Here is a 23,366-nt window from a genome sequence, read left to right as displayed (position 1 = left end):
CCAGGGGGATAATAGATGCGTCCGTTTCAAACCAGCCTTCTGGCCGCGGCCAGTCTGTCGGCGCTCGTCGCCGGCGCTGCTCACGCGCAAGGCAACGACCTGATCGACGAGCTGATCGTCACCGCGCAAAAGCGCGAGCAGGCCGCCATCGACGTGCCGATGGCGTTGACCGCCTACAGCGGCGACACCCTCGAAAAGCTGGGCGTCCAGGACTTCCAGCAGCTTTCGCGCTTCACCCCGGGCCTACTGGTCCAGGACCAGTCGCCGAACAATCCGGGCTTCGTGATGCGCGGCATCACCTCGGACTCCACCGAAGCCACCGCCGAAGCGCGCGTGTCGGTGTTCCAGGACGGCGTGTCGATCTCCAAGGCCCAGGGCTCCTACATCGAGCTGTTCGACCTGGAGCGTGTCGAAGTGGCCAAGGGCCCGCAATCGACCCTCTACGGCCGCGGCGCCATGATCGGCGCGGTGAACCTGATCCAGGCCAAGGCCGACCCGTCGGCCATGTCCGCCTGGGCCAAGATGGGCGGTGGCAACTACGGCCAGATCAACGCCGAAGGCTATGTGAACCTGCCGATCAACGAGCAGTTCGCGGTGCGCCTCGCCGGCCGCCTTCGCGAGCGTGACGGCTATGTCGACAACGCCCTGGGCGGCGACGCCTTCAACTCGGTCAACACCTACGCCCTGCGCGGCACCCTGTCGTACCGTTCGGGCGGCAAGCTCAGCGCCGACCTGATCTACAACTTCCAGCACGACGACCCGACCGGCACGGCGTTCAAGTCGGGGGGCTTCTCGCCGACCAACCCGCTGACCGGCCAAGTCCTGGCCGGCCGCGCGGCGTGGGAGCCGGCGGCGCTCGCCGCCCCGGCCAGCTTTGGTCAGGGTGAGCTGGGCGTTGATCGCACCGTGCAGGGCGCGACCGCCCTGGTGAACTACGAGCTGACCGACAGCCTGACCCTGGCCTCGGTCACCGCCTGGCGGGAGTTCGAATCCAAGGAAGTCTATGATCCGGACGGCCTGGCGCTGCCGATCCTCACCGGCCTGAACCACGGCAAGGGCAACCAGTGGAGCCAGGAGCTGCGCGTCAATTATGACGCCGGCGGCCGCTGGACCGGCTTCTTCGGCGGCGACTTCTTCCATGAGGACGGCAGCCAGCGCACGCCCTTGCAGTTCGACGAACGCATGGGCCTGGCGGTCCTGACGGGCCAGCTGAACGCCGGCGCCGCGGGCCTCGGCTTCGCCCCGACCACGCCGGCTCCGGCCGCCGTGTTCAACAACACCGCCTTCACCGGCGCCCTGGTGCAGGGCATCGCCGCCGCGCTGAGCGGCAACCGCCTGCTGCTGACCCCTGCTACGGCGGGCGCCATCGCCGCCAACCTGCGTTCCAACCACCAGGAAGTCGCCCTCAACCGCGGCGACCTGGACAGCGTGGACCTGTTCGGCGACGTGACCTTCCGCGCCACGGACCGCCTGGAACTGTCGGGCGGCCTGCGCTGGACCCGCGACGAGAAGACCACGACCTTCTCCTCGGCCACCATCGGCGGCCGTTCGGTCCTCGGCGGCGTGATCGGCGCGGCTCAGTTGGCGGCGACCGGCACGCCGGCAGGGCTCGCCCAGGCTCAGGGCATCATCGGCGCACTTCAGCTGCCGATCGTTCAGCAGATTCCGACGCTGCCGAACTTCGGCCTGACCTTCCAGCCGACCACCGGCAACGGCCAGGCGTTCAGTCAGGACAACGAGGACTCCAGCTTCACCTGGCGCCTTGTCGGACGCTACGCCCTGACCGACGACGCCAACATCTACGCGTCCTACGCCCGCGGCCGTCGCCCGGAAGTGCTGCAGGCCGGACCGCCGACCACCCCCGGCGTCGCCCCGCGCTTCGAGCGCGTCGAGGCCGAGACGGTCGACAGCTACGAGATCGGCGTGAAGACGCACCTGCGCGAGCAGGGCCTGCGTCTGGAAGGCGCGGTCTATTACTTCGACTACGACAACTTCCAGACCATCCAGCAGGAAGGCACGGTGTTCGTCACCACGAACGCCGGCAAGGCCAAGGCCTACGGCTTCGAAGGCCAGGCTGACTGGGCCGTGGCGGGGAACGTCGATCTGTTCGCCACCTACGCCTACAGCCACGCCCGCTTCGATGGCGGCGCCTTCGACGGCAACCACTTCCGCCTGTCGCCGGATCACTCCCTGTCGGTGGGCGGTTCCTTCCGCCTGAACGCCCTGGGCGGCCAGTTCGACTTCCGCCCGACCTACAGCTACCGCTCGAAAATCTTCTTCGACGACAACAACGACCTGCCACAGTACCAGCGCCCGCCGCGCGTCTTCGTTGCCGACGTCGCCCAGGACGAACTGCAGAAGGCCTACGGCCTGCTGAACCTGCGTCTGGCGTTCACCCCGGCGGACTACCCGCTGGTGGTCGAGGCGTTCGTCAACAACGCCCTGGACAAAGAATACATCATCGACGCCGGCAACACCGGCGACAGCCTGGGCCTGCCGACCTTCATCGCCGGCGCCCCGCGCATGTACGGCTTGTCGATGGCCTGGAAGTTCAACTAACCGCGTCCGTCATCGACCGGTCATGCGCCGTAGCTAAAGCCCCCGTCGACGACGGGGGCTTTTTCTTCGCCCGGCTGTCGGACCATCGGGCCAACGAGGGGGAACGCATCATGAAGATCAATCGTCGCGGCGCGCTGGCGCTTCTGGGTTTTGGCGCCGCTGCTCCGGCTGGCGCGGTGACGCCGGCCGCGTCCTACGCCGGCAAGGTCACGTTCGGTCATGGGGTCGCCTCCGGCGATCCCCTGGCTGACCGGGTGATCATCTGGACCCGGGCCACGCCGTCCGACCTGAAGACCACCGAAACCATCGCCCTGCGCTGGGACGTGGCCGCCGATCCGCAGTTCAAGCGGATCGTCGCCCAGGGGCAGGTCCCCACCGACGCGGGCCGTGACTTCACCGCCAAAGTGGACGTGACGGGCCTGAAGCCGGCCACGGACTACTGGTATCGCTTCCGCCAGGTCCTCGCCGGTAAGCCGCAGGGGGACCAAGCCGCCGGCCGCACCCGCACCCTGCCCACCGGTTCGACCAAGGACGTGGTGCTGGCCGTGGCGTCGTGCTCGCTGTTCCCGGCCGGCTTCTTCAACGCCTATGGCGCGATCGCCGCCCTGCCGCGCGTGGACGCGGTGCTGCATCTGGGCGACTACATCTATGAGTACGGCGCCGGGCCGGGCGATTACGGCATGGCGGCGGGGGCCAAGATCGGCCGCACGCACCTGCCGGCCCACGAGATCGTCAGCCTGTCCGACTACCGGACCCGTCACGCCCACTACAAGACCGATCCGCAGCTGCAGGCGGCCCACGCCCGCGCGCCGTGGATCGTGGTGTGGGACGACCACGAAACGGCCAACGACGCCTGGCTGGGCGGCGCCGAGAACCACAACCCGGACAAGGGTGAAGGCGACTGGGCGACCCGCAAGGCCAACGCGCTGAAGGCCTATTACGAGTGGATGCCGATCCGCGAGACCGCCAACGGCCTGGAAGGCGCCTGGCGCAGCTTCCAGTTCGGCGATGTCGCGACCCTGCTGATGGTCGAGACGCGCCTGACCGCCCGCAGCCAGCAACTGGACTACGACACCGACCTGCAGATCATCGACGGCAAGCCGGACGTGAAGGGTTTCGCCGCCAAGTGGATGGACCCGTCCCGCCGCCTGCTGGGCGAGACGCAGGAAAAGTGGCTGGCCGGCGAACTGGCCGCCTCGGTCAAGTCGGGCACGTCCTGGCAGGTGCTGGGCAACCAGGTCGTCATGGGCCGTGTGGCCGCGCCGAACCTGCCCAGGACCATGGGGCCGGAGAAGTGGGCCGAGCTGCAGAAAGGCCTGCCGGAGTTCGTGGTCAACCGCCTGGCGCAGACCACGGCGCTGTCGGCCTATGACGTGCCCAGCAACCTGGACAGCTGGGACGGCTATCCCGTCGATCGGGAGCGCCTCTATGCGGCTTTCACCGCCGCCAAGGCCGCGCCGATCGTCCTGGCCGGCGACAGCCACACTTTCTGGGTCAATGACCTGCACGACGCCGCCGGCAAGCGGGTGGCGGCGGAGTTCGGCGCCTCGTCGATCACCAGCCCGGGGTTCGGCGACTACCTGCCGAAAGCGCCGATCGGGCCCGCGTTCATGGAACGCAACAAGGAAGTCCTGTTCTGCGACGCCCACACCAAGGGCTTCGTCCTGCTGACCCTGAGCAAGGACAAGGCGCGGGGCGACCTGATGGCGGTCTCCACCATCACCTCGCCGCAGTACGAGACGAAGGTCATCGCCAGCTACGAGGTCAGCCCGATCCAGGGCGGCGGCGTCGCGAAGCCGGCCAAGGTCTGACGGAGAATTCGGCAACTCCTCCGCGACGATTTCGACGACGCGGAGGAGAAGACGACTACGGCCGCTCGACCAGACGGCCGTCCTCGGCCACGCGATAGAAGCAGGACTTGAAGCCGACGTGGCAGGCGCCGCCGTCGCCCTGCGGCTCGACTTTGATCCAGACGGCGTCCTGATCGCAATCGACGCGCAGCTCGACGACCTTCTGGATCTGGCCGCTGGTCTCTCCCTTCTTCCACAGCGCGTTACGCGAGCGGCTGAAATAGTGCGCCTCGCCGGTCTCGAGGGTCAGGCGCAGGGCCTCGTCGTTCATCCAGGCCAGCATCAGCACCTCGCCCGTATGGACGTCGGTGGCCACCGCCGCCACCAGTCCGGCGGCGTCGAAGCGGGGCGCGATGGCGTCGCCGCGTTCCAGGGCGTGCTTGTCGGGGGCGGTGGGAAAGCTGCTCATGCTCAGGCTTATGGCGCTGAACGGGCGACGATGCGATAGCCTCGTGTCGGCATGAACCTCAATGACCGCATCAAACAGCGCGTGGCGGACCTGGACCGCTGGGCCCGCCCCTGGACGGAGCGCGGCCGCTGGCATGGCTACGCCTACGAGTTCCTGCTGTTCGGGCTGAAGCAGGCCTGGGCCTGTCTGTTCGGGGCGGTGATGCTGGTGCTGCTGGTCGGGACCATGCTGCTGTGGCCCCAGGATGCGCCGGTCGCCCGCTACGACTTCCTGGTCGTCGCCTCCATCGCCATCCAAGGCGGGCTGATCGCTCTTGGCCTGGAGAAGCCGCGAGAGGCGCTGGTGATCGCGGTCTTCCACGTCGTCGGCACCGTCATGGAAATCTACAAGACCGCCCACGGCTCGTGGACCTATCCGGAGCCCAGCCTTCTGCGGATCGGCGGCGTGCCGCTGTTCAGCGGCTTCATGTACGCCTGCGTCGGCAGTTACATGGCCCGCATCTGGCGGCTGTTCGACATCCAGTTCATCAACTACCCGCCGATCTGGGCTCCGTGGATCCTGGCGCTGCTGGCCTACGCCAACTTCTTCACCCACCACTATCTGCCGGACATCCGGATCGGCCTCTACATCCTGTCGCTGGTCATCTTCGGGCGGAGCTGGTTCACGTTCACGCCCCACCTGAAGGCGCGGCGGATGCCGGTGATCGTCGGGCTGCTACTGGTGGCGCTGTTCATCTGGTTCGCCGAGAACCTCGGCACCCTGGGCCGCGCCTGGGTCTATCCCAGCCAGGCGCAAGGCTGGCGCATGGTGTCGATCTCCAAGCTGGGCGCCTGGTATCTGCTGATGCTGCTGTCCTACGTCCTGGTGTCGCTGGTCCATCCGCCGCGGGAGGCGGGAAGGGACTCTTCTCACTAGCCATCCACACTCCGCTCACTCCCGCGAAGGCGGGAGCCCATGCTGCGCCATGGCTTGGATCTCCGCCTTCATGGGAATGAGCGGAGTTTGGATGGGCCTGTGGGAATTACTCCCACCGCGCACAAGAAAAGGGCGCGAACCGAAGTCCGCGCCCTCTCAATTCTTGGAGCCTGACGGGCAGCCTATTTCCGGTTCACGAAGTCCAGGAAGCGCTGGCGCAGGTCGGCGTCGGTCTTGAAGACGCCGCGGAACTGGGTGGTGATGGTCGACACGTCGCGGTGGTGCACGCCGCGGGTGGTCATGCACTGGTGCTCGGCGTCGATCAGCACGGCCACGCCGGCCGGCTTCAGGCTGTCGCAGATGGCGTCGGCGATCTGCTGGGTCATGGTTTCCTGGGTCTGCAGGCGGCGGGCGTAGATCTCGACCACGCGCGCCAGCTTGGAGATGCCCACGACGCTGTTGGTGGGCATGTAGGCGACGTAGGCCCGGCCCAGGAACGGCGCCATGTGGTGTTCGCAGTGGCTCTCCACCTCGATGTCGCGGAGCATGACCAGGTCGTCATAGCCCTGCACGTCCTCGAAGGTGCGCGACAGTTCCTTGGCCGCGTCGGCCTGATAGCCGGCGAACCAGTCGCCATAGGCGTCGACCACGCGCTTGGGGGTGTCGATCACGCCTTCGCGGCGGGGATCGTCGCCGGCCCAGGCGATCAGGGTGCGGACCGCCTCCATGGCCTCTTCGCGCGTCGGGCGCTTCACGGGTTCAAGATCAACACCGGGCACGCCGATGAGGGTTCGCTCGCGGGTCGAAGCGTCCATGTCTGTCGAGGTCTTTCCAGGGCTGAGTTGCGCCAGAGCGCCTGTCGCCCCGGAATTACGCGTGCCACCCTTGATGCCGGCGCCGCGCTCTAAGCGTGGTCATGCGCCGGACACATAGCTATATGGGGCGCCCCACCCCCTCCGCAACCTCTGCCGTAACGTCACAAATGACCCTGAAGCTGCACGACACCATGTCCCGCCAGAAGCGGACCTTCGTTCCCGCCGATCCCGATCGGGTGACGATGTATGTCTGCGGGCCGACGGTCTACGGCTACGCGCACATCGGCAACGCCCGCCCGGTGGTGGTGTTCGACGTGCTGTATCGCTTGCTGCGCAAGGAATACGGCGACGACGCGGTGGTCTATGCGCGCAACGTCACGGACGTGGACGACAAGATCAACGCCAAGGCGACGGAAGAGGGCGTCGACATCTCGGTCATCACCGAGCGCTATCTGGCGGCCTATCTGGAAGACATGGACGCCCTGGGCGCCCTGCGGCCGAATTTTCAGCCCAAGGCGACCGAGCACATCGACGCCATCCTCGCCCAGATCGGCAAGCTGGTCGAAAACGGCTCGGCCTACGCCGCCGAGGGCCACGTGCTTTTCGACACCCAAAACTTCAAGGATTACGGCCAGCTGTCGGGCCGTCCGCTGGACGACATGATCGCCGGCGCGCGGGTCGAGGTCGCTCCCTACAAGCGCCATCCGGCCGACTTCGTGCTGTGGAAGCCGTCCAAGCCGAACGAGCCGGTGTGGGAAAGCCCGTGGGGCGCCGGCCGTCCGGGCTGGCACATCGAATGCTCGGCCATGATCGAGGCGCAGCTGGGCCTGCCCATCGACATCCACGGCGGCGGCATCGACCTGCAGTTCCCGCACCATGAGAACGAAGTGGCCCAGGGCCGCTGCGCCCATGGCCTGCCGACCTACGCCCGCTACTGGATGCACAACGGCTTCCTGGATATGGCCGGCGAGAAGATGTCCAAGAGCCTGGGCAACGTGATCCTGCCGCACGAGCTGCTGAAGACCGTGCCCGGCGAGGTGATCCGCTGGTCGCTGCTGAGCGCCCACTACCGCCAGCCGCTGGACTGGTCGCCGGAGCTGCTGGAGCAGAGCCGCGAGGCCCTGGACCGCTGCTACCAGGCGCTGCTCGACGCCAAGCGCCTGGGCGTAGATGACCCGGACGACGCGCGCGAAAGCGATCTGGCCGCCTTCTACGAGGCGTTGTCGGACGATCTGAACACGCCGGCGGCCTATGCGGCGCTGTTCTCGCTCTATCGGGACCTGCGCGAGCAGCTCACCCTGGTCGAGCGCAAGGAAGCCTCGATCAACCAGGCGCGGCGCCGTCTGGCGGCGCTGCTGGAAGCGGCCAACTTCCTCGGCTTCCTGACCGTCGAGCCGGAGACCTGGTTCCAGGGCGCGGCCGGCGACGACCTGAAGGAAAAGGTCGAAGGCCTGATCGCCGCCCGCTTCGAGGCCCGCAAGGCCAAGGACTGGGCCCGCGCCGACGCCATCCGCGACGAGATCGCCGCCCTCGGCGTCGAGGTCATGGACGGCCCGCAAGGCGCGACCTGGCGGTTGAAGGAATAGGTGGCCGCTGGCGCATCCTTCGCTAGGGTGCGCCAAAATGAGTTGGGGAACTCATGAGCCTGCACGAGCATTGCCGGATGATGGTCGGGTACAACGCCTGGGCCAACGCGCGGCTGTACGCGGCCTGCGCCAAGGTTCCTGACGCGGACTACAAGTCCGACCAGGGGGCGTTCTTCCGGTCGCTGCATGGCGCGCTGAACCACATCCTTCTGACCGACCGCATCTGGGGCGCGCGCTTCAACGGCCGCACGGCGCCGTCGTGGACGCTGGACACCATCCTGTTCGACGACTTCGGCGCCCTGCGCGTGGCGCGGGAGGTCGAGGACGGAAAGCTGGTCGATTTCGTCGCCCGGCTGGACGAAGAGCAACTGGCGGCGGACTTCCGCTGGACCCGCAAGGCCGACGGGATGCAGGTCGCCCAACCCCTGTGGGCGGCTCTGGCCCACCTGTTCAACCACCAGACCCACCATCGCGGCCAGGCTCACGATGTGCTGAGCCGTCTGGGGCACGAGGCGCCGTCGCTGGATCTGGTGATCTATCAGCGCGAAAGCGGGATCGGTTTCCGCGCCTGACGGGTCCTGTGCTAAAGGGCGCGCCATGACCTTCAAGTACGAACATCGCATCGGCGTTCAGGCTCCGGCCGAAGTCGTTTGGGAGCTTCTGGCCGATCTGCCCGGCTGGGCGTCGTGGAATCCGCTGTATCCGGGCGCGGAGGGCATGATCCGCATCGGCGCCGCCCTGGTGCTGACCGACGCCGACGGCGACAAGCTGGAGACGACGGTGATGGAGTGGGTGCCGTATGAGCAGCTCCACCTGCGCCGCAGCGGCATGAACGGCTTTGTCCGCTCGGTCCGCTACTTCGAGATCGAGGCGATGAGCGACAACGGCGTGATCTTCTCCAACGGGGAGCTTTATGCCGGGCTGGGCGCGTTCCTGATCAAGAAGCAGCGCCGCGCGATCAAGGCCGGTTTCGAGGCCATGGGCGAGGCCCTGCGCGAAAAGGCCGAGGCCATCTGGCAGGAACGCCAGGTCAGCGCCAAATAAGGCCGATGATCGACGACCTCTATTCCGCGCGCGTCCTGGCCCTGGTGGCGAACATGCCGCGCGCCGGCCGGCTGGCCGACCCGGACGGCAGCGCCGAGAAGGTCGCCAAGCTGTGCGGCAGCCGAATCATCATCGACGTGGCCCTGGATGACGAGGGCCGGGTCGCCGACTTCGCCCAGGACGTGAAGGCCTGCGCCCTCGGCCAGGCCACAGCCGCGGTGCTGGGCGCGCATGTCCTGGGCGCCGATCTTGCCGAGCTCACCGTTACGCGAGACGCCCTGCGTGCTATGCTGAAGGCTGATGGTCCCGCGCCCGAGGGCCGTTTTTCGGAGCTTTCCGTGCTGGAGCCGGTGAAGGATTATCCCGCCCGCCACGCCTCGACGCTGCTGGCGTTCGATGCGGCGGTCGAAGCCGTCCAGGCCGCCCAGCATGCCCGTCGCACAGGCGACGTGACGAAAACACGAACTAGCACCGCCGGCGCCGCTTGATCCTTTCGCTGCATCTGCGATAACGGGTTAAGTTATTACTGTACGGCTGCGCCGGCATGAACCTCTACGACCGAGCCATCGACTGTGCCTTGACGGCATATAAGTCGATCCTTTCGCCTCTTTTGGGGCCAAGGTGTCGTTACATGCCGACGTGTTCGGAGTATGCGGCACAGGTCTTGAAAGGGCATGGACCTGTCAAAGGCTCTTGGCTGGCGTTCCGGAGAATCTGCCGTTGTCACCCATTTGGGGGATGGGGCTACGATCCGCCGCCGGTTAATCCTGCGACATCGCGTGAATCAGTTGGGCGCGAAGACGCCGAACGATCACGCCGATGGAAATGTGAAGCATGATCGACCTTGAGTTTCCCGACGGTTCTCACCGTCAGTATCCGAAGAACGCCACGGGCCGTGACGTCGCCGCCTCTATCTCCAAGTCGTTGGAGAAGAAGGCCGTGCTCGTGCGCCTGGACGGCAAGCTGCTGGACCTGGACCGTCCTCTGACCGAGGGCGGTAAGTTCGAGCTGCTGACCCGCGACGCCGCCGACGTGCTGGACACCATCCGCCACGACACCGCGCACATCCTGGCCCAGGCCGTGCAGGAGCTTTTCCCCGGGACCCAGGTCACGATCGGCCCGGCCATCGAGGACGGTTTCTACTACGACTTCGCCCGTGACGAGCCGTTCAGCCTCGACGACCTGCCCAGGATCGAGGCGAAGATGCGCGAGATCGTGGACCGCGATGACAAAATTCGTCGCGAGGTCTGGGATCGAAATGAAGCCATCGCGCATTTCGAACAGATCGGGGAAGTCTATAAGGCCGAGATCATTCGCGATCTTCCCGAGACGGAGGCGATCAGCGTGTACTGGCAGGGAGACTGGAAGGATCTCTGCATCGGTCCGCACCTGCCGTCGACCAAGCATGTCGGCAAGGCCTTCAAGCTGACCAAGCTGGCCGGCGCCTACTGGCGCGGCGACCACAACAACGCCCAGCTGCAACGCATCTACGGGACGGCCTGGGCGACGGAGGCCGAACTCGAAGCCTATGTCACCCGCCTCGAGGAAGCCGAGAAACGCGACCACCGCAAGCTCGGCCGCGCCATGGACCTCTTCCACATCCAGGAAGAAGGCCGGGGCATGGTGTTCTGGCACAAGCAGGGCTGGGCCCTGTGGCGCACGCTGGAATCCTATATGCGCCGCCGGCTGGACGCCGCCGGCTATATCGAGGTGAAGACGCCCCAGGTCCTCGACCGTTCCTTCTGGGAAAAGTCGGGTCACTGGGACAAGTACCGCCCCAACATGTTCGTCTGCGAGACGGTGGAGGGCGAAGAGCTCTCGCTGAAGCCGATGAACTGCCCGGGCCACCTGCAGATCTTCAACTTCGGCCAGAAGTCCTATCGCGACCTGCCCCTGCGCATGGCCGAGTTCGGCGCCTGCCACCGCTACGAGCCGTCAGGTTCGCTGCACGGCCTGATGCGCGTGCGCGGCTTCACCCAGGACGACGCCCACATCTTCTGCCGTGAAGACCAGATCGAGGACGAAACGGCGAAGTTCATCACCCTTTGCCAGACCGTCCATGCCGAACTGGGCATGACCACCGACTACATCGCCCTGGCCACCCGACCGGAGCAGCGCGCCGGTTCGGACGAGTTCTGGGACAAGGCCGAGACCCAGATGCTGAACGCCGCCCGCAAGGCTGGCGTCGAGCCGGTGATCGCCGAGGGCGACGGCGCCTTCTACGCGCCGAAGCTGGACTTCATCGTCAAGGACGCCATCGGCCGGACCTGGACCTGCGGCACCATCCAGCTGGACTACGTCCTGCCGGAGCGTCTGGGCGCCGAATACGTGGCCGAAGATGGTTCGAAGCAGCGTCCCGTCATGCTGCACCGGGCCATCCTGGGCTCTTTCGAGCGCTTCATCGGCATCCTGATCGAGAACTACGGCGGGGCCTTCCCGCTGTGGCTCGCCCCGACCCAGATCACGGTCGCCACGATCACCTCGGACGCCGACGACTACGCCAACCAGGTCGCCGAGACGCTGCGGGCCGCCGGCCTGCGGGTCACGACCGACCTGCGCAACGAGAAGATCAATTACAAGATCCGCGAACATAGTCTCGCCAAGGTTCCGGCCATTGTCGTGGTCGGCCGCAAGGAGGCCGAGACTGGCCAGGTGGCGATCCGCCGCCTGGGCGGGGAGGGGCAACTGATCCTGTCGTTGTCGGACGCGGTCGCCGCGCTGACCGACGAAGCCACGCCGCCGGACCTGCGGGCCGCACCCTTCGTGCGGCCGGCAGCCCGGACCGGCGCAATGGTGGAGCCTGCATGAACGTCTCTGTTCGTCCCGTATCTGAATTGATCGCGGGCGCCACGCCCGTGACGCCTGGGGTCTCCGTCGTGATGGTCGTGTACCGGACCGGCGAAGCCCTGGCGTCGAGCATCAAGCAGGTGCTGGCCGAGCCGATGGTCGACGAGTTCGTCATCGTCGATAACGGCTCGGACGAACGGGACGAGCAGATGCTTCGCACTCTGGAGCGGACCGATCCCCGGGTCCGTCTGCTGCAGGGGCACGGCAATGTCGGCTTCGCCAAGGGCGCCAATCTCGGCGCGCGGGCGGCGGAGGGGCGGCATGTGGTGTTCTTGAACCCCGACGCCTTCCTGCAGGACGACTGCATCCGCAATCTGGTCCAGGCGCTGAAGGGCCGCCCGGTTCCCAGCCTGGTCGGCGCCTGCGTGATCAACGAGGACGGCACCGAACAGCGCGGCGCCCGTCGCGGCGAGGTGACCCCGTGGACCAGCCTGCTGTCCTTCGGCCATCTGAGCCGCCGGTTCCGCAGCCTGCAGCGTTACGAGATCCACCGCGAGACGACCGATCCGCTGCCGTCCGCGACGATCCCGACCCCGACCATCTCCGGCGCTTGCTTCGCCATGCGCCGCGAGGATTTCGACGCCCTGGACGGCTTCGATGAGAGCTTCTTCCTCCATGTGGAGGATATCGACATCTGCTGGCGCGCCCGCGAGCTGGGCGGCGAAGTGCTGTTCCAGCCGACCGCCAAGGTCGTGCACCTGGGTCACACCAGCCTGAAGAGCCCGCTGTTCGTGGAGTTCCACAAGGGCATGGGCCTGGCCCGCTACTTCATCAAGCGCGCCAAGAGCTTCGGCCCGCGCGCCGCCGCGGTGCTGCTGGCCCCGCTGGTGATCGGCATGGCCGTCTCCCGGCCGGCCCTGTGGAAGCTGACCGGCCACCGCATCTGACCCGGCCGGTCACCTGAATATCCTGATAACGGCCCCTTAGGCCCCCGCTCTAGCCTCAGCTCCTCAACACAGGAGATTTGTTGTGGAGCTGAACAAGATGGTGCTGGGCGCTCTGGCGGCCGCGGCGGTGATCGTCCCGCAGACAGCGAAGGCCGGCGACAAGGAAGACCTCGCCGCCATCGACGTCGCCTACCAGGCGGCGGTGAAGCACAACGACATCGCGACCATGGAAAAGATCCTGCACCAGGACTTCGTGCAGGTTTACGGCGACGGCCGGGTGGAGACGCGGGCTGAGCTGATCGCCAAGGCCAAGGCGACCAAGTACGAGGTGCAGGACGAGGATCCGGGCACCCAGATGGTTCACGTCTTCGGTGACGCCGCCACGGTCACGGCCCGCATCTGGGTCAAGGGGACGCGCGCCAACGGCACGGCCTTCGACCGCCGCGTCTGGTTCACGGACACCTATGTCCGCACCCCCCAGGGCTGGCGCTACGCCTTCGCCCAGGTCGCCAACTAGGCGCGGATTTCGCCGCCCGGGTGTAACCTCGGGCGGCTTTCTTTCGAAGTTCGATGTGTCATCGATGCCGTCGGCGGCGCGATGGAGCCCGAAGGCCTGCAGAATGACGGTCATTCCCCTGGACAGCGCGCGAAGGCAATCGGTCGGCCGGGTCGATCCCGACACTGGTCTGCGCCTGCCGGTCAACTATCGCCGGGTGGTCAGCGACAGCGCCTCGGCCACCATCCTGGACATATCGGCGGCTCACGACTCGCCGCCATCCGGCGCGACCTGCCTCTACCAGGTGGCCCTGCCGTATATGGGGGTGTTCACCTATCAGGTGGGCCGCCGCTCCGCCGTGATCGACGTCAACAGCGTGCTGTTGGTGCCGGCCGGCATTGAGTACGCGGACGCCCATCCGGTGCGCGGCATGGGCCATGCGCTCGCCGTGGTCGCCCCAACTCCTGAGGTGATGGAAGAGATCTGCCGGCTGGTCGGCTCGCGTCCCGCCGAACTGTTCGGTGAGCTGTCGCAGCCGGGAGGGGGCTCCATGACCCTGGCGGCCCACCGCCTTCGGCGACTTGCCGACAGCGCGGGAGGGCCGCTTGAGGCGGACGAGTTGGCCGTCCAGATCCTGCGGGAGGTCTTCGAGGCGCAACGGACACCGCGCGGCCGTCCGTCCCAGGTGGTGGAGCGGGCCAAGCAGGTGATCCACGAGCGGGGTTGCGAGCGGCTCAGCCTAGCGGACATCGCGAGCGCGGTAGGGGTCTCGCCCGTCTATCTGACCCAGGAGTTCAGCAGGACGGAGGGCAAGCCGCTCTACAAGTACCAGCTGCAGCTTCGCCTCAGCCGGGCGCTGGTCGAGTTGCCCTATTGCGAGGACATCGCCGGCCTGGCGCTGGATCTGGGCTTCTCCAGCCACAGCCATTTCGGCGCGGCCTTCCGGCGGATGTTCGGCGTCACCCCGGCTGAGTTCCGCGCCGGCGCGGGGGCCGTGGTCCCGCCGCCGATGGAGCAGATGGCCCGCCGGCGGGTCTAGTCGTTCATCCTCAATACGGCTGATCATCAAGGCTCGACCAACTGGCGTCAGCCGAGCATTCTTATGGACGTTCATCCGGGGCCTCCGGAGCTAGAAGTTGTTGTGTCGCAACTCCAGCCTCTCAGCTCCGCCCCGGGTGAACAACCTTCATAGCTTCGACATCTAGGCCGTGAGCGGAAAGCCGCCGGCCCGCGCCAGGGACGAGGCGGGGGGCTTGCCCAGGCGCTGCGACATGACCTTGGCCGTCTCGATCAGGGCGTCGAGGTCGTAGCCGGTCTCGAAGCCCGCGCGCTCCAGCATGTAGACCAGATCCTCGGTGCCGATATTGCCGGTGGCGTTCGGCGCGAAGGGGCAGCCGCCCAGGCCGCCGACGCTGGCGTCCAGCACGTCGATCCCCGCCTCGACCGAGGCGTAGGCGTTGGCCAGGCCGGTGTTGCGGGTGTCGTGGAAATGCATGCGCAGGCGGGCGTCCGGCGCGGCCTTGCGCACCGCCTCGATACGACGACGAACGGTCCAGGGATCGGCGACGCCGATGGTGTCGCCCAGCGCGATCTCGCCGATCTTCAGGGCGTGGGCCTCCGCCGCGATGGCGGCCACCTGGTCGTCGCTGACCTCGCCGTCGAAGGGATCGCCGAAAGCCACCGAGATGGTCAGGGACAGGGGCGGGCCGCCGTTGGCGTTGCGGTGCTCGACCACCGAGGCCAGGGTCTGCAGCTGCTCGCTGACCGAGGCGCCCTGGTTGCGGATTCCGAAGCCGTCCGAGGCGCAGACCACCACGTTGGCCTCGTCGCAGCCGGCGGCGACGCAGCGCTCCCACCCCTTCAGGTTCAGGACCAGGCCGATGCGCGAGGCGTCGGGATTGGCGGGCAGGGCGGCCATGACCTCTTCGGCCCCGGCCATCTGCGGCACGCGGCGCGGATTGACGAAGGAGACGGTCTCGATGCGGCGGGCGCCGGCGGCCTCAAGCCGCTGGATGAAGACGGCGCGTTCCTCCGGCTCCAGGACGGCGGCTTCGTTCTGCAGGCCGTCGCGCGGCCCGACTTCGACGATCTGGATGAAGCGGCTCATTACTGGTCCTCCGGCTCGCCCCGATAGATGGTCAGGCGGACGGGATCGCCGGTGGAGTAGTTGAAGCCCTCGACGACCGCGACCGGATGCGGCGTCAGGCCGATGCGGGCCAGGTCGGCGCGGAAGGCGGCGTCCTGCTTGGCCTCGACCACGGCGGGGCGGCCTTCCAGAAGCGCCTGAGCGGCGTTGGGCGCGTCGCCCAGGCCCGTGCGGGCGCCCAGGGCGAAGACCAGGCTGGGCTCGGCGTAGCCAGCCACTTCGACCGGGCCGGGGGTGACCCCGTCGCGCGGATCGATACGCGCCTCGCGCAGGGCGTCCGACACCCGCTTGGACGACCACAGGGGCTCCAGCCGCGGGGCCAGCAGGGCGAAGAAGGCGCTGTGAGCCAGCAGGCCCAGCACCAGGGCGGTGACCACCGCCGTGCCCGCCGCGCGGTTGACCAGCAAATAGGCCCCGACCCCGCCGGCCATCAGGAACAGGCCGGCCGCGATGGCGGCGGCGGTGGCGTCCGACGCGTCGCCGTATTCCGACATCAGATAGATCGAGGCGGCGGCGAAGATGATCCCGCCCAGCACGCCCAGCACCGCGCCGATCCAGCGGCTGATGCGGCCCAGGGGCTGCTCCAGCGAGGCGGCCATCAGCCAGGCCAGGGCGCCGTGGGCGGGCAGGGTGTAGTGGGCCAGCTTGGTCGGCAGGATCTCGAACATCAGCCAGGTGGGGATCAGCCAGCACAGGGCGAAGCGCACGCCCGGCTCGTTGCGCCGCGTCCAGCCCAGGGCCAGCGCCGCCGGCAGGACCAGAGCCGACGGGAAGGTCAGCAGGAACGACAGCAGGGTGTGATAGCCGGGAGGGGCCCCGTGGCTTTCATGGCCGCCGGCCAGCTTGGGAGCCAGATCGCCGCCGATCGCCGTGCTCCAGAACGCGCCGTCGGTGGCCACGGTGATGGCCCAGGCCCACGGGGCGACCACCAGCACGAACACCGCCGCGCCCCAGGTCCAGCCGAGGCCCTTCAGCCACGCGGCCTTGCGGTCCCAGACGCACAGCGCCAGCAGGGCGAGGATCACCACCAGCAGGCTGACCGGTCCCTTGACCAGCACGCCCAGCGACAGGCTCAGCCAGAAGAACAGCCGCGTCCATCGGCCCGCCGCGGGCCCGCCGTTGGCCGCCGAATAGAGCCGCGCCAGGGCCGCCAGCGACAGGGTCGTCAGGCCGCACAGCATGGCGTCGGTCTTGGCGATGAACGCCTCGGTCGACAGCAGGAAGCTGACGCCCAGGATCGCGCCCGCCATCAGGCCGGTGCGCTGGCGGAAGAACGCCCCCGCGCCCCAGGCGCAGGCGGCGGCGGCCAACATGGCGCCGATCAGCGACGGAATGCGCCAGGCCCAGATTTGCCGGTCCTCGACCTCGGAGAACGCCTTCACGCTGAGCGCCTGCATCCAGTGGATGCCCACCGGCTTCTTGAAGCGCGGCTGGTCCTGGAAGCGGATGACGACATAGTCGCCGCTTTCCAGCATCTGGGCGGTGGCCTGGGCGAAGCGGAACTCGTCCCGATCCAGCGGCGGCACGGCGAACAGGCCGGGAAGGCCGGCGATCATCGCGATCAGCGCCGCGATGAGAGGGGCGCGCCAGCCGCGGCTGAGGGCGTCGAGACGGGATTCGAGGCTCATGTGGCGTTTGATAGCATGAACGCGGCCGGGTGATCCTTAACCTTCCCCGCGCGGGCTTTTCGGCTATTGAGGGCGGATGAACGCAAAAACCGCGACTCCTGACGTCTCCATCGTCGTGCCGGTCTTCGACGAGAGCGGCGCCGCGCCGACCCTGGCGCGCGAGATCGCCGCCGCCTTCGCCGGCCGCAACTTCGAGATCGTCTTCGTCAATGACGCCAGCCGCGATGACACCGCTGCGCGCCTGACCGCCCTGAAGGGCGAGATCCCGCAGCTGAGGGTGCTGAACCACGCCAAGAACGCCGGCCAGAGCCGCTCGGTCCGCACGGGCGTGCTGGGCGCGCGCGGCGCCATCGTGGTGACCCTGGACGGCGACGGCCAGAACGACCCCGCCGACGCCCCGCGCCTGGTGGACCGCCTGGCCGCCGGCCCGGAGACCCTGGCTCTGGTCGGCGGCGAGCGGGTGAAGCGTCAGGACACCTGGTCCAAGCGCTACGCCTCGCGGTTCGCCAACGGCGTGCGCCAGAAGCTGCTGAAGGACAACGCCACGGACACCGGCTGCGGCCTGAAGGTGTTCCGCCGCGAGGCGTTCCTGCGCCTGCCGTACTTCGACCACCTGCACCGCTATCTGCCCGCGATGATGATGCGCGAGGGCTACGAGACGGCGTTCGAGCCGGTGCACCACCGCGCCCGCGAAACCGGGGCGTCGAAGTACACGAACTTCGGCCGGCTGAAGGCCTCGTTCTCCGACCTGATCGGGGTGATGTGGCTGCAGTCCCGCGCCCGCCAGCCCGGCGCGGTCAACGAGCTCTAGGCAGAAACCGCCGGGCCTAGGTCAGGATCGTGAAGATCAGGGCCACCAGGGCGACGTCGAAGGCGCGGAAAGACAGCAAGAACAAGGGAACGGCTCCAAGGCTCGTTCCCATTCAGCAAGACGGGCGCCAGTAAGGCGTCGGCCGTCGTCAGACTTCGGTCTGGCGGCCTCGGCCGGTCTTGCGGCGGCGGTCGTTCCCGCCGGACCATTCAGCCCCCAGATAGGTGGAGCGGGCGGTGTCCAGGGTTTCCTGGCCGCCGCGCAGGCCGCGCTTCTGTCCGTTCTGGCCCAGGAGCTGGGCGGCGAAGGCGGTGAAGCCGGAGCGGGGCGCCGGCTCGATCTCTTCCTTCACATGGACGGTCTCGACTTCCGGCTCATCGTCGCCGGGATGGCCGTCGGTCGCGCGCGCATCCACCGCGCGGCGGAAGGCGCGGCGCGGGGCGGGCAGGCGACGGGTCGGGTCGATCGGATCGGTCATCGACGGTAAGCGTAGGCCGGCGTTCGTTAAGAACCGGTGGTCAGGGCTTGGAGGCCAGTTTTTCGATCTGCTGCTGCATGGCGTCGAGCTGGCGCTTCAGGTCGGCCAGGGAGTCGTCGCTGGCGGCGCGGCTGGCGGCCGGCTGCGGCGCGGGTTCGGCGGCGCGCGGGGCGGCTTCCTCCTCGCCCGGACGCGTGAAGGCGAACGGCGAGAACATCTTCATGGCGCGGTCGAACAGGGCCAGGTTCTGGCGAATCTGCTCGTCATAGGCGCCGGCGGCGAAACCCTTGGCGGCGAACGCGCCGGGCGTCAGGTTCTCGAACTGCGAGCGCATGCGCTCCTGCTGCTTGGCGAAGCTTTCAAGCGACAGCTCCAGGTAGCTGGGCAGGAAGGCCTGCATCGAGTTGCCGTAGAAGCCGATCAGCTGGCGCAGGAACTGGATGGGCAGCAAGGTCTGACCCTTGCTCTCCTCCTCGAAGATGATCTGGGTCAGGACCGGGCGGGTGATGTCCTCGTTGGTCTTGGCGTCATAGACCACGAAGTCGATGCCCTCCTTCACCATCTCCGCCAGGTGTTCCAGCGTGACGTAGGAGCTCGACGCGGTGTTGTAGAGGCGTCGGTTCGCGTATTTCTTGATGACCACGCGTTCGCCGGACTTGGCGTTCGCCTTGCCTTCAGCGGCTTCGTTGTTCTCGGACATTTCGTTCCCAGGGCGCGCGGCCCGTTCGGCCGTTCTGCGATGCAGTATTACGGATAGCCGCCCGACGCGCCAGTGGTCAGACGACAGCTGTGTGTCGATCAAATGCGCGCGTGACTCCGTGCGCCCGGCGTGCATTCTACCGCACTGCACAATAACGAAGGCTGCGGGTCCCAGGAGATCGCGGCCCATGGGAACCACGGGAGTTTTCCTCATGACCGATATCGTCATCGTTTCCGCCGCCCGCACCCCGGTCGGCGCCTTCAACGGCGCGCTGTCCAGCCTGCCGGCTCACGAACTGGGCAAGGTGGCCATCGCCGCCGCCATCGAGCGCGCGGGCGTCACCCCGGCCGACGTCGACGAAGTGATCCTGGGCCAGGTGCTGCAGGCCGGCGCCGGCCAGGGGCCGGCCCGTCAGGCGTCGGTCAACGCCGGCATCCCGGTGGAAAGCCCGGCCTGGAGCCTGAACCAGCTGTGCGGCTCGGGCCTGCGCGCCGTGGCGCTCGCCGCCCAGCAGATCGCCGCGGGCGACGCCAAGGTGGTGGTGGCCGGCGGCCAGGAAAGCATGAGCCAGGCGCCCCACGCCGCGCACCTGCGCAACGGCCAGAAGATGGGCGACCTGGGCTTCGTCGACACCATGATCAAGGACGGCCTGTGGGACGCCTTCCACGGCTATCACATGGGCCAGACGGCCGAGAACATCGCCAATCGCTGGCAGATCACCCGCGCCGACCAGGACAGCTTCGCCGTCGCCAGCCAGAACAAGGCCGAGGCCGCCCAGAAGGCCGGCAAATTCGCCGACGAGATCGCGCCCGTGACCATCAAGGGCCGCAAGGGCGACACCATCGTCGACCAGGACGAATACATCCGCCACGGCGCGACCCTGGACAGCGTCTCGGGCCTGCGCCCGGCCTTCACCAAGGAAGGCTCCGTCACCGCCGCCAACGCCTCGGGCCTCAATGACGGCGCGGCCGCGATGGTGCTGATGAGCGCCGAGGAAGCCGCCAAGCGCGGGCTGAAGCCGCTGGCCCGCATCGCTTCCTGGGCCAATGCCGGCGTCGAGCCGGAGATCATGGGCACCGGCCCGATCCCGGCCAGCAAGAAGGCCCTGGAAAAAGCCGGCTGGACCGTCGCCGACCTGGACCTGGTGGAAAGCAACGAAGCCTTTGCGGCCCAGTCCCTGTGCGTGGTTCGCGAACTGGGCCTCGACCCGGCCAAGACCAACGTCAACGGCGGGGCCATCGCCATCGGCCACCCGATCGGAGCCTCCGGCGCGCGGATCCTGACCACCCTGTTGCACGAAATGAAACGCTCCGGCGCCAAAAAGGGCCTGGCGACGTTGTGCATCGGCGGCGGCATGGGCGTCGCCATGTGCGTCGAGGCCGTCTAGCCGCCTCGACAAGTGACCTAACGGCGCCCACAACTATGAAAAGTCCAAACGGAGGAAGTTCATGGCGAGGGTGGCGTTTGTCACGGGCGGTACGCGCGGGATCGGCCGTGCGATCGTGGAACGGCTGAAGGCCGACGGCCTGGAAGTGGCCGCCGGCTATTCCGGCAACGAGGAAGCCGCCGCCAAGTGCGCCGCCGAACTGGGCGTCACGGTGGTGAAGGGCAATGTCGGCGTGTTCGAGGACTGCGCCCGCGCCGTGGCGGAGATCGAGGGCAAGCTCGGCCCGGTGGATGTGCTGATCAATAACGCCGGCATCACCCGCGACGGCTTCTTCCACAAGATGACCTACGAGCAGTGGTCGGACGTCATCCGCGTGAATATGGACAGCGCCTTCAACATGACCCGTCAGGTCATCGAGGGCATGCGCGAGCGCGGCTGGGGCCGGATCGTCAACATCTCGTCGATCAACGGCCAGAAGGGCCAGGTGGGCCAGACCAACTATTCGGCCGCCAAGGCCGGCCTGATCGGCTTCACCAAGGCCCTGGCCCTGGAGAACGCCAAGAAGGGCATAACCGTGAACTGCATCTGCCCCGGCTACATCGACACCGAGATGGTGGCGGCGGTGCCGGAGAATGTCCTGCAGAGCATCATCGCCGGCATTCCGGTGGGACGCCTGGGCAAGGGCGAGGAGATCGCTGACATGGTCTCGTTCCTGTCGGGCGAGCGCGCGGGTTTTGTGACCGGCGCGACACTCACCCTCAACGGCGGTCAGTACATGGCCGCATAAACGGCGGGAGCCGCTTGATAGCGGCGCTTTGAAGCGTCAAGACTGGGGCGTGGCACGTCCAAAATCCGCCCCAGTCGGGATGCATCTGCTTACTCATGACAGGACGTAGATCGGCGATCTCCCGGGCCGCCGTTCGCAACGGGACAGGCGCGCTGTGCGTGCTTGCGGTGCTCGGCGCCGCCGCGCCCGCCCTTGCACAGGCGGGAAGCCTGCGCGAAGCCCTGTACAATTCCCGCAACGAAGCCCGCCGCGCGGCCCCGCCGCCGGCCGCCCGCTATGTCTCCGAGACTGGGGTCCGTTTCGTCTTTGACCGCAGCCAGAACCGCCCGCTGATCCGCTTTGAAGGTCAGTCGGAGGTCTGGGCGCTGGAGCCGCACTCCGCGCCGCGCGGGGACATCATTTACAAGAACGATCTGGGCCAGCCGGTCCTGCGGGCGACGAAGCTGGGCGGCATGACCGTCTTCACCCAGCAGCGCCCTGGCGGCTCGGCCGCGGCGGTGGCGGGCGAGGTGGCGCCGATCCGCTTGCCGGTCCTGAGCCCCGGGGCGGTGCTGCAGCGCCTGGGCGCCGCCAGCGCCAAGGCCAGCCGCGCGGCCCAGCGGCTGATCTCGTTCGAGGCGGACGTGACGGCGGAGTCCTCCGCCCTGGCCGCGGACGCCGCAGCCCTGGCTGCTGACGCGGTGGCTCGCCTGGTGCGCCGTCCCGGCGGCAAGCAGGCCGTCTCCAAGATCGACAAGGTGGTCATCGACGAGGGCAAGAAGCCCTCGGCTCACCTGAAGAAGGGCGTGGTGCGGATCACCGTCACCCCCGACCTCGGCCTGGCCGGGCGGCCGTCGTCCGAGAAGATCGCTTCCGCAGCCGAGGAGCGCTGACCGGCTCCGGCTCGACCTGGGCGTCGGGCACGGCGGGTTCGTCCAACGGATAGCCGGGCATCAGGGTTCGGGTCAGCAGGCTCCAGCCCGCAGGGCACTGGATCTCCCGCCGCCAGCCGGCCGGCCCGGCGGTCTGGTCCTGTTCGCGCAGGGTGCAGCCGAAGACCTCGCCCGCCGGCGAGGTGAAGGTCACCGCCACCGGCGCGCCTTTGTTCAGCTTAAGGACCTCGACCGTCTCCATCAGCATGTCGACGGACTGGCCGACCTGCACCAGCAGCAGGCCCTGGATACGCAGCGGGTCCTCGTAGCGGCCCATCTCCTTCCACCAGCCGCCCGACCAGGGCCGCAGGTCCAGAAGGCGCACGATGTCCGCCAAGTCTTCCGTCATCCCTTGAAGGCGTCCTTGGCGGCCCGCACGGCGGCGAACCGCTCGGCGTTTCCGGCCAGCAGGAAGGGATTGGTCGCCTTTTCCAGCCCGATCGTCGTGGGGACCGTGGGCTCCCCGCGTTCGCGGGCGGCGAAGATCGCCTCGGCCCGCGCGGCCAACGCAGCATCATGCTCCAGCGACAGGGCGAAGCGGGCGTTGGAGGCGGTGTATTCGTGGGCGCAATAGACCCGCGTGTCGTCGGGCAGGGCGGTCAGGCGGGTCAGGCTGTCCCACATCTGCTCGGCCGTGCCCTCGAACAGGCGGCCGCAGCCCAGGGCGAACAGGGTGTCGCCCACGAAGGCCACGCGGTCGGCGGGGTCGTGATAGGCGATATGGCCCAAGGTGTGCCCGTCGCTGGCGATGACGGCGAAGGTGGTCTCGCCCAGCATCACCGAGTCCCCGCCGGCCACCGGGCGGTCCAGCGGCGCGATCCGGGTCACCTCGTTGGGGCCGACGATGGTCGCGCCGGTCGCCGCCTTGATCGCCGCGTTGCCGCCGGCGTGGTCCGGATGCCAGTGGGTGTTCAGGATCATGTCGATCGACCAGCCCAGCGCCTTGGCCTGGGCGAGGATCGCGTCGGCGTCCGGCGTGTCGATGGTCGCGACCTTGCCCGTGGCCTCGTCGCGCACGAGGAAGCCGTAGTTGTCGGACAGGCAGGGGAACTGGTGGATGGTGATCGGCATGGTGTTTCCCTGCGGCGTCTATGGCGATTTGCGCATCAG

General features: G+C 67.9%; 24 protein-coding genes. 16 read left to right on the top strand and 8 right to left on the bottom strand.

Annotated features, from left to right (window positions below):
* Window positions 1-15 precede the first annotated feature (15 nt).
* A complete protein-coding gene (locus ABOZ73_RS04975; RefSeq protein ID WP_369061210.1) occupies window positions 16-2,559 on the top strand; it encodes a TonB-dependent receptor in 2,544 nt (847 codons plus the stop codon).
* 110 nt (window positions 2,560-2,669) lie between these two features.
* Window positions 2,670-4,370 carry an alkaline phosphatase gene (locus tag ABOZ73_RS04970; RefSeq protein ID WP_369061208.1) on the top strand — a complete coding sequence of 567 codons (1,701 nt, stop codon included), beginning with the start codon at window positions 2,670-2,672 and terminating at the stop codon, window positions 4,368-4,370.
* A gap of 55 nt (window positions 4,371-4,425) precedes the next feature.
* Here the strand turns inward: ABOZ73_RS04970 and hisI are convergent, their stop codons facing one another.
* Window positions 4,426-4,824: a phosphoribosyl-AMP cyclohydrolase gene (gene hisI / locus ABOZ73_RS04965; RefSeq protein WP_369062485.1), complete on the bottom strand. Its 399-nt coding sequence runs from the start codon at window positions 4,822-4,824 to the stop codon at window positions 4,426-4,428.
* 45 nt (window positions 4,825-4,869) lie between these two features.
* Here hisI and ABOZ73_RS04960 point away from each other — a divergent pair, with 45 nt between their 5' ends.
* A complete protein-coding gene (locus ABOZ73_RS04960; protein ID WP_369061206.1) occupies window positions 4,870-5,733 on the top strand; it encodes a DUF817 domain-containing protein in 864 nt (287 codons plus the stop codon).
* A gap of 182 nt (window positions 5,734-5,915) precedes the next feature.
* On the opposite strand, the gene folE is transcribed toward ABOZ73_RS04960, so the two are convergent.
* The gene (folE, locus tag ABOZ73_RS04955; RefSeq protein WP_369061205.1) at window positions 5,916-6,548 is read right to left on the bottom strand and encodes a GTP cyclohydrolase I FolE; all 633 of its coding nucleotides are present in this window, start codon (window positions 6,546-6,548) and stop codon (window positions 5,916-5,918) included.
* A gap of 167 nt (window positions 6,549-6,715) precedes the next feature.
* Between folE and cysS the strand changes: the two genes are divergently transcribed.
* From cysS to ABOZ73_RS04910, 9 genes are all read left to right on the top strand, one after another.
* Window positions 6,716-8,134 carry a cysteine--tRNA ligase gene (cysS, locus tag ABOZ73_RS04950; RefSeq protein WP_369061203.1) on the top strand — a complete coding sequence of 473 codons (1,419 nt, stop codon included), beginning with the start codon at window positions 6,716-6,718 and terminating at the stop codon, window positions 8,132-8,134.
* Between the two features lie 53 nt (window positions 8,135-8,187).
* Entirely contained in the window at window positions 8,188-8,706 is a 519-nt protein-coding gene (locus ABOZ73_RS04945) for a DinB family protein (RefSeq protein ID WP_369061202.1), read from the top strand.
* A 25-nt stretch (window positions 8,707-8,731) separates the two neighbouring features.
* Entirely contained in the window at window positions 8,732-9,178 is a 447-nt protein-coding gene (locus ABOZ73_RS04940; protein WP_369061201.1) for an SRPBCC family protein, read from the top strand.
* Between the two features lie 5 nt (window positions 9,179-9,183).
* Entirely contained in the window at window positions 9,184-9,666 is a 483-nt protein-coding gene (locus tag ABOZ73_RS04935) for an iron-sulfur cluster assembly scaffold protein (RefSeq protein ID WP_369061199.1), read from the top strand.
* Between the two features lie 56 nt (window positions 9,667-9,722).
* A complete protein-coding gene (gene yidD / locus ABOZ73_RS04930; protein ID WP_369061197.1) occupies window positions 9,723-10,016 on the top strand; it encodes a membrane protein insertion efficiency factor YidD in 294 nt (97 codons plus the stop codon).
* A complete protein-coding gene (thrS, locus tag ABOZ73_RS04925) occupies window positions 10,013-11,986 on the top strand; it encodes a threonine--tRNA ligase (RefSeq protein WP_369061195.1) in 1,974 nt (657 codons plus the stop codon). Before yidD ends, thrS begins: the two co-directional genes overlap by 4 nt.
* Window positions 11,983-12,912 (top strand): glycosyltransferase family 2 protein, encoded by a 930-nt coding sequence (locus ABOZ73_RS04920; RefSeq protein WP_369061193.1) that lies wholly within the window; start codon window positions 11,983-11,985, stop codon window positions 12,910-12,912. The genes thrS and ABOZ73_RS04920 overlap by 4 nt, the downstream gene beginning before the upstream one ends.
* Window positions 12,913-12,994: 82 nt before the next feature.
* Window positions 12,995-13,429: a nuclear transport factor 2 family protein gene (locus ABOZ73_RS04915; protein WP_369061192.1), complete on the top strand. Its 435-nt coding sequence runs from the start codon at window positions 12,995-12,997 to the stop codon at window positions 13,427-13,429.
* A 103-nt stretch (window positions 13,430-13,532) separates the two neighbouring features.
* The gene (locus ABOZ73_RS04910; protein WP_369061191.1) at window positions 13,533-14,447 is read left to right on the top strand and encodes a helix-turn-helix domain-containing protein; all 915 of its coding nucleotides are present in this window, start codon (window positions 13,533-13,535) and stop codon (window positions 14,445-14,447) included.
* Window positions 14,448-14,609: 162 nt separating this feature from the next.
* Here the strand turns inward: ABOZ73_RS04910 and ABOZ73_RS04905 are convergent, their stop codons facing one another.
* Both ABOZ73_RS04905 and ABOZ73_RS04900 read right to left on the bottom strand, forming a co-directional pair.
* Window positions 14,610-15,515, bottom strand: coding sequence for a hydroxymethylglutaryl-CoA lyase (locus ABOZ73_RS04905; RefSeq protein ID WP_369061189.1), 906 nt, complete (start codon window positions 15,513-15,515; stop codon window positions 14,610-14,612).
* Complete coding sequence (locus ABOZ73_RS04900) at window positions 15,515-17,182, bottom strand: ArnT family glycosyltransferase (protein WP_369061188.1); 1,668 nt, start codon at window positions 17,180-17,182, stop codon at window positions 15,515-15,517. The genes ABOZ73_RS04905 and ABOZ73_RS04900 overlap by 1 nt, the downstream gene beginning before the upstream one ends.
* A 76-nt stretch (window positions 17,183-17,258) precedes the next feature.
* Here ABOZ73_RS04900 and ABOZ73_RS04895 point away from each other — a divergent pair, with 76 nt between their 5' ends.
* Window positions 17,259-17,993: a glycosyltransferase family 2 protein gene (locus ABOZ73_RS04895; protein ID WP_369061186.1), complete on the top strand. Its 735-nt coding sequence runs from the start codon at window positions 17,259-17,261 to the stop codon at window positions 17,991-17,993.
* Window positions 17,994-18,141: 148 nt separating this feature from the next.
* Here ABOZ73_RS04895 and ABOZ73_RS04890 read toward each other — a convergent pair whose 3' ends face one another.
* Window positions 18,142-18,471 (bottom strand): hypothetical protein, encoded by a 330-nt coding sequence (locus tag ABOZ73_RS04890; protein WP_369061184.1) that lies wholly within the window; start codon window positions 18,469-18,471, stop codon window positions 18,142-18,144.
* 40 nt (window positions 18,472-18,511) lie between these two features.
* Window positions 18,512-19,171 (bottom strand): polyhydroxyalkanoate synthesis repressor PhaR, encoded by a 660-nt coding sequence (phaR, locus tag ABOZ73_RS04885; RefSeq protein WP_369061182.1) that lies wholly within the window; start codon window positions 19,169-19,171, stop codon window positions 18,512-18,514.
* 211 nt (window positions 19,172-19,382) lie between these two features.
* On the opposite strand from phaR, the gene ABOZ73_RS04880 reads away from it, so the two are divergent.
* From ABOZ73_RS04880 to ABOZ73_RS04870, 3 genes are all read left to right on the top strand, one after another.
* The gene (locus tag ABOZ73_RS04880) at window positions 19,383-20,558 is read left to right on the top strand and encodes an acetyl-CoA C-acetyltransferase (protein WP_369061180.1); all 1,176 of its coding nucleotides are present in this window, start codon (window positions 19,383-19,385) and stop codon (window positions 20,556-20,558) included.
* Between the two features lie 61 nt (window positions 20,559-20,619).
* Window positions 20,620-21,345 carry an acetoacetyl-CoA reductase gene (gene phbB / locus ABOZ73_RS04875; RefSeq protein ID WP_369061178.1) on the top strand — a complete coding sequence of 242 codons (726 nt, stop codon included), beginning with the start codon at window positions 20,620-20,622 and terminating at the stop codon, window positions 21,343-21,345.
* Between the two features lie 158 nt (window positions 21,346-21,503).
* Window positions 21,504-22,217, top strand: coding sequence for a DUF4908 domain-containing protein (locus ABOZ73_RS04870; RefSeq protein WP_369061177.1), 714 nt, complete (start codon window positions 21,504-21,506; stop codon window positions 22,215-22,217).
* Here ABOZ73_RS04870 and ABOZ73_RS04865 read toward each other — a convergent pair.
* Window positions 22,147-22,605: a hypothetical protein gene (locus ABOZ73_RS04865; RefSeq protein WP_369061175.1), complete on the bottom strand. Its 459-nt coding sequence runs from the start codon at window positions 22,603-22,605 to the stop codon at window positions 22,147-22,149. The two genes, ABOZ73_RS04870 and ABOZ73_RS04865, sit on opposite strands and share 71 nt — an antisense overlap.
* Window positions 22,602-23,327, bottom strand: a complete 726-nt coding sequence (gene gloB, locus ABOZ73_RS04860) for a hydroxyacylglutathione hydrolase (RefSeq protein ID WP_369061173.1) — start codon at window positions 23,325-23,327, stop codon at window positions 22,602-22,604. Before gloB ends, ABOZ73_RS04865 begins: the two co-directional genes overlap by 4 nt.
* Window positions 23,328-23,366: the final 39 nt, after the last annotated feature.

Source organism: Caulobacter sp. 73W, assembly GCF_041021955.1.
Classification (GTDB): Bacteria; Pseudomonadota; Alphaproteobacteria; order Caulobacterales; family Caulobacteraceae; genus Caulobacter.
The sequence above is the reverse complement of the archived record's forward strand: the minus strand, read 5'-3'. Positions and strand labels throughout refer to the sequence as shown.

What these genes read in the sequence shown, in the direction of transcription:
- ABOZ73_RS04975 (WP_369061210.1), top strand. Translation starts at nt 16, where the DNA reads ATGCGTCCGTTTCAAACCAGCCTTCTGGCCGCGGCCAGTCTGTCGGCG.
- ABOZ73_RS04970 (WP_369061208.1), top strand. Translation starts at nt 2,670, where the DNA reads ATGAAGATCAATCGTCGCGGCGCGCTGGCGCTTCTGGGTTTTGGCGCC.
- ABOZ73_RS04960 (WP_369061206.1), top strand. Translation starts at nt 4,870, where the DNA reads ATGAACCTCAATGACCGCATCAAACAGCGCGTGGCGGACCTGGACCGC.
- folE (WP_369061205.1), bottom strand. Translation starts at nt 6,548, where the DNA reads ATGGACGCTTCGACCCGCGAGCGAACCCTCATCGGCGTGCCCGGTGTT.
- cysS (WP_369061203.1), top strand. Translation starts at nt 6,716, where the DNA reads ATGACCCTGAAGCTGCACGACACCATGTCCCGCCAGAAGCGGACCTTC.
- ABOZ73_RS04945 (WP_369061202.1), top strand. Translation starts at nt 8,188, where the DNA reads ATGAGCCTGCACGAGCATTGCCGGATGATGGTCGGGTACAACGCCTGG.
- ABOZ73_RS04940 (WP_369061201.1), top strand. Translation starts at nt 8,732, where the DNA reads ATGACCTTCAAGTACGAACATCGCATCGGCGTTCAGGCTCCGGCCGAA.
- ABOZ73_RS04935 (WP_369061199.1), top strand. Translation starts at nt 9,184, where the DNA reads ATGATCGACGACCTCTATTCCGCGCGCGTCCTGGCCCTGGTGGCGAAC.
- yidD (WP_369061197.1), top strand. Translation starts at nt 9,723, where the DNA reads ATGAACCTCTACGACCGAGCCATCGACTGTGCCTTGACGGCATATAAG.
- thrS (WP_369061195.1), top strand. Translation starts at nt 10,013, where the DNA reads ATGATCGACCTTGAGTTTCCCGACGGTTCTCACCGTCAGTATCCGAAG.
- ABOZ73_RS04920 (WP_369061193.1), top strand. Translation starts at nt 11,983, where the DNA reads ATGAACGTCTCTGTTCGTCCCGTATCTGAATTGATCGCGGGCGCCACG.
- ABOZ73_RS04910 (WP_369061191.1), top strand. Translation starts at nt 13,533, where the DNA reads ATGACGGTCATTCCCCTGGACAGCGCGCGAAGGCAATCGGTCGGCCGG.
- ABOZ73_RS04905 (WP_369061189.1), bottom strand. Translation starts at nt 15,515, where the DNA reads ATGAGCCGCTTCATCCAGATCGTCGAAGTCGGGCCGCGCGACGGCCTG.
- ABOZ73_RS04900 (WP_369061188.1), bottom strand. Translation starts at nt 17,182, where the DNA reads ATGAGCCTCGAATCCCGTCTCGACGCCCTCAGCCGCGGCTGGCGCGCC.
- ABOZ73_RS04895 (WP_369061186.1), top strand. Translation starts at nt 17,259, where the DNA reads ATGAACGCAAAAACCGCGACTCCTGACGTCTCCATCGTCGTGCCGGTC.
- ABOZ73_RS04890 (WP_369061184.1), bottom strand. Translation starts at nt 18,471, where the DNA reads ATGACCGATCCGATCGACCCGACCCGTCGCCTGCCCGCCCCGCGCCGC.
- phaR (WP_369061182.1), bottom strand. Translation starts at nt 19,171, where the DNA reads ATGTCCGAGAACAACGAAGCCGCTGAAGGCAAGGCGAACGCCAAGTCC.
- ABOZ73_RS04880 (WP_369061180.1), top strand. Translation starts at nt 19,383, where the DNA reads ATGACCGATATCGTCATCGTTTCCGCCGCCCGCACCCCGGTCGGCGCC.
- phbB (WP_369061178.1), top strand. Translation starts at nt 20,620, where the DNA reads ATGGCGAGGGTGGCGTTTGTCACGGGCGGTACGCGCGGGATCGGCCGT.
- ABOZ73_RS04865 (WP_369061175.1), bottom strand. Translation starts at nt 22,605, where the DNA reads ATGACGGAAGACTTGGCGGACATCGTGCGCCTTCTGGACCTGCGGCCC.
- gloB (WP_369061173.1), bottom strand. Translation starts at nt 23,327, where the DNA reads ATGCCGATCACCATCCACCAGTTCCCCTGCCTGTCCGACAACTACGGC.